The 3,842-nt window shown below is 57.8% G+C and carries 3 protein-coding genes; all 3 read right to left on the bottom strand.

What is annotated here, in order from left to right; all coding sequences use genetic code 11:
- Nucleotides 1-81 precede the first annotated feature (81 nt).
- The gene (gene topA, locus AC1DRJ_RS21120; RefSeq protein WP_477803854.1) at nucleotides 82-2,709 is read right to left on the bottom strand and encodes a type I DNA topoisomerase; all 2,628 of its coding nucleotides are present in this window, start codon (nucleotides 2,707-2,709) and stop codon (nucleotides 82-84) included.
- A 114-nt stretch (nucleotides 2,710-2,823) separates the two neighbouring features.
- Nucleotides 2,824-3,060 carry a DUF1653 domain-containing protein gene (locus AC1DRJ_RS21115; RefSeq protein WP_477803853.1) on the bottom strand — a complete coding sequence of 79 codons (237 nt, stop codon included), beginning with the start codon at nucleotides 3,058-3,060 and terminating at the stop codon, nucleotides 2,824-2,826.
- A 99-nt stretch (nucleotides 3,061-3,159) separates the two neighbouring features.
- Nucleotides 3,160-3,842: acetyl-CoA C-acyltransferase (locus AC1DRJ_RS21110; protein ID WP_477803852.1), on the bottom strand; the 683-nt coding region annotated here is incomplete at its 5' end.

Genomic DNA, 3,842 nt, shown 5'->3' with positions numbered 1-3,842 from the left:
GCCCGAGGGTTGTCATGCGGCCTTTTGTCTGTGGCGAGGGAGCTTGCTCCCGATGGCCGACGGAGTCGGCCCACTATCCCTTTAAGCCTTTGCAGCCGGACGCTTGTCTTCAACCTTCCACTTGCCGCCGTCGTAGTACGCCTTCCAACCAGTCGGCTTACCGTCGACTTCTGTCTGCACATACTGCTCTTTGGTCTTACGGCTATATCGGATCACTGAAGGGAGACCGTCGGGATCTTTCTTCGGCGCTTCGCAGAGGAAGTGATACTTCGGATCGATCTCATCCTTGTGCGGCACAATTTCCATGACCAGCGGAGCACGGGTCTCACGGTTTTTCGGGAATTGGCTGGCAGCCAGGAACAGCCCGGAAGCACCGTCGCGCAGGATGTAGGTGTCGTTGACCTTTTCGCACTTCAGCTCAGGCATCTTCACCGGGTCCATCTTCGGCGGTGCCGCGTCACCACTCTTCAGCAGCTTGCGGGTGTTCTTGCACGTCGCGTTGGTGCAGCCAAAAAACTTGCCGAAACGGCCGGTCTTGAGCTGCATCTCGCTGCCACACTTGTCGCACTCCAGGCTCGGACCTTCGTAGCCTTTGATTCGATAGGTGCCCTCTTCGATTTCATAGCCGTCGCAATCCGGGTTGTTACCGCAGATGTGCAGCTTGCGCTTCTCGTCGAGCAGGTAAGCGTCCATCGCGGTGCTGCAAATCGGGCAGCGGTGCTTGCCACGCAGAACCAGCGACTCCGATTCACCTTCGTCGTCCGCGGCGATTTCATCACCCGGCACCAGATTGACGGTGGCCTTGCAGCGCTCTTTCGGCGGCAGGCTGTAGCCCGAGCAGCCGAGGAACACGCCTGTCGAAGCAGTACGAATCTGCATCGGACGGCCACAGGTCAAGCACGGTATGTCGGTCATGACCGGCTGGTTGGCACGCATGCCGTTTTCTGCGCTTTCGGCTACTTCGAGCTTCTTCTTGAAGTCACCGTAGAACTCGTCCAGCACGTTTTTCCAGTCTCGCTCACCCTGGGCCACGTCATCGAGGTGCTCTTCCATGCCGGCGGTGAAGCCGTAGTCCATCAGGTTGGAGAAACTCTCGGACAGCCGCTCGGTGACGATGTCGCCCATCTTTTCCGAATAGAAACGACGGTTGTGCAGCGCGACATAGCCACGGTCCTGGATGGTCGAAATAATCGCCGCGTAGGTCGAAGGACGACCGATACCGCGTTTTTCCATTTCTTTAACCAGGCTCGCTTCCGAATAGCGCGCAGGCGGCTTGGTGAAGTGCTGGGTCGGATCAAGCTTGATCAGCTTCATCGCATCGCCCTGGGCCATGTCCGGCAACACATCATCATCGCCTGGCTTGGCAATTTGCGGCATGACGCGGGTGTAACCGTCGAACTTGAGGATGCGGCCCTTGGCTCGCAGCTCAAAATCGCCAGCACCGACGGTGACCGTGGTCGACAGGTATTGCGCCGGCAGCATCTGGCAAGCAAGGAACTGGCGCCAGATCAGCTCGTAGAGCCGCTCAGCATCACGCTCCATGCCCGACAGCTTGCTTGGCTCGGTGTTGGCATCGGAAGGACGAATCGCTTCGTGAGCCTCTTGTGCGCCTTCCTTGCTGCTGTAGACGTTCGGGGTCTCCGGCAGGTACTTCTTGCCGAATTCGCCTTCAATATAGGTGCGCGCCATCGTCACGGCATCGGCCGAGAGGTTGGTGGAGTCAGTACGCATGTACGTGATGTAGCCGGCTTCGTACAGACGCTGGGCCATCATCATGGTTTTCTTCACGCCGAAGCCCAGGCGGTTGCTCGCGGCCTGCTGCAAGGTGGACGTGATGAACGGCGCCGACGGCTTGCTGCTGGTCGGTTTGTCTTCGCGTTTGGCGATGCTGTAGCTGGAAGCCTTGAGCTTTTCCAGCGCGGCCAGGGCCTGGGTTTCGTTGAGCGGCTTGAAGGCTTCGCCTTTCTCACGAGCCACGTCGAAGCGCACTGTCGCACCCTTGGCGGTGCCGAGGTCAGCGTGAATTTCCCAGTATTCTTCGGGGTTGAACGCACGGATTTCACGTTCGCGCTCAACCACCAGTTTTACGGCAACCGACTGCACGCGACCGGCGGACAGGCCACGGGCGATCTTGGCCCACAGCAGCGGCGAAACCATGTAGCCCACAACACGGTCGAGGAAACGACGCGCCTGCTGGGCATTTACACGGTCGATGTCCAGCTCGCCCGGCTTGGAGAAGGCTTCCTGAATCGCCTTCTTGGTGATTTCGTTGAACACCACGCGCTTGTAGCGGCTGTCGTCACCACCGATGGCTTCGCGCAGGTGCCAGGCAATGGCTTCCCCCTCGCGGTCCAAGTCGGTTGCGAGATAGATGGTGTCAGCATCTTTGGCGAGCCGGCGCAGCTCTTCGATGACTTTTTCCTTGCCTGGGAGGATCTCGTACTTGGCTTTCCAGCCATGATCGGGATCGACGCCCATGCGCGAAACCAGTTGCTTGCGCGCTTTCTCTTTCGGCGTGAGCACCGGACCTTCACCCGCGGCAGCCTTGCCGCGCTTGGCGGCTGGCTCTTTGCTGGCGCTAGCCGAACCGCTGGTGGGCAGGTCTCGGATATGGCCGATACTCGACTTCACCACGTATTGGTTACCCAGATACTTGTTGATGGTCTTGGCCTTAGCCGGGGATTCCACAATGACCAGCGATTTGCCCATGGATCAGAAAATTCCTGAATTCTAGAAGTGAAAGGCGGTTGGCGCCTGACGCGGCACCGCTATATATAGTGGCTACAAGGTGAGGTCAAGCGCAGGGTTCTGCACGCACTCCCCTTATGGCTGTGGAAAAACGCTCGGTTCGGCTTGCACCAAAGCAAAGCGTGGCACCTGTTCGCCGTCAACCTCGACCGATTCCAAGAACATGCTCAAGGGACGCACCCAAAAGCCGTAATCGCCATACAGGGCTTGATAGAAGACTACTTCCTCTTCGGTTTCCGAATGCTGCGCAACAGCGAATACGCGGTACTGCGGACCTTTGTAATGTTCGTAGAGCCCGGGTTGTAACGGCATGGTTTGGCCCTCACTCAAATCTTTTCAAAATAAAAACAAAAATATATTCAGAAAAACAAAAACCGGGGCACTTGGCCCCGGCTTCCGTCAACGGAACGCTTAAACGCGTTCGAAGACGGTGGAGATGCCTTGGCCGAGACCAATGCACATGGTAGCCACCCCGAAGGTGCCGCCATTTTGCTTCATCACGTTCAGCAGCGTGCCGGAGATACGTGCACCGGAGCAACCGAACGGGTGACCCAAGGCAATCGCGCCGCCGTGCAGGTTAACCTTCTCGTTCATCTTGTCGAGCACTTTCAGATCTTTCAGCACTGGCAGGGCCTGTGCGGCGAAAGCTTCATTGAGCTCAAAGAAGTCGATATCGTTAATACCAAGGCCCGCGCGCTTCAGTGCTTTTTGTGTAGCCGGTACTGGACCATAGCCCATGATTGCCGGATCCACACCTGCCACTGCCATCGAACGGATCACCGCCATAGGCTGGATGCCCAAGTCCTGTGCACGTTGTGCCGACATCACGATCATGCACGAAGCACCATCAGTGATCTGCGACGAGGTACCGGCTGTCACGGTGCCGCCCTTCGGGTTAAACGCTGGCTTAAGAGCGGCCAGGCTTTCCAGGGTGGTTTCCGGACGAATGGTCTCGTCGTAGTCGAACAGTTTCAGGAAACCATTCTCATCGTAGCCCTGCATCGGGATGATTTCGTCTTTGAACTTGCCCTCCAACGTCGCTTTATGAGCGAGCTGGTGGGAGCGCACGCCGAAAGCGTCCTGTTGTTCGCGAG

This window comes from Pseudomonas sp. P5_B2, from assembly GCF_056400445.1.
The sequence above is the reverse complement of the archived record's forward strand: the minus strand, read 5'-3'. Positions and strand labels throughout refer to the sequence as shown.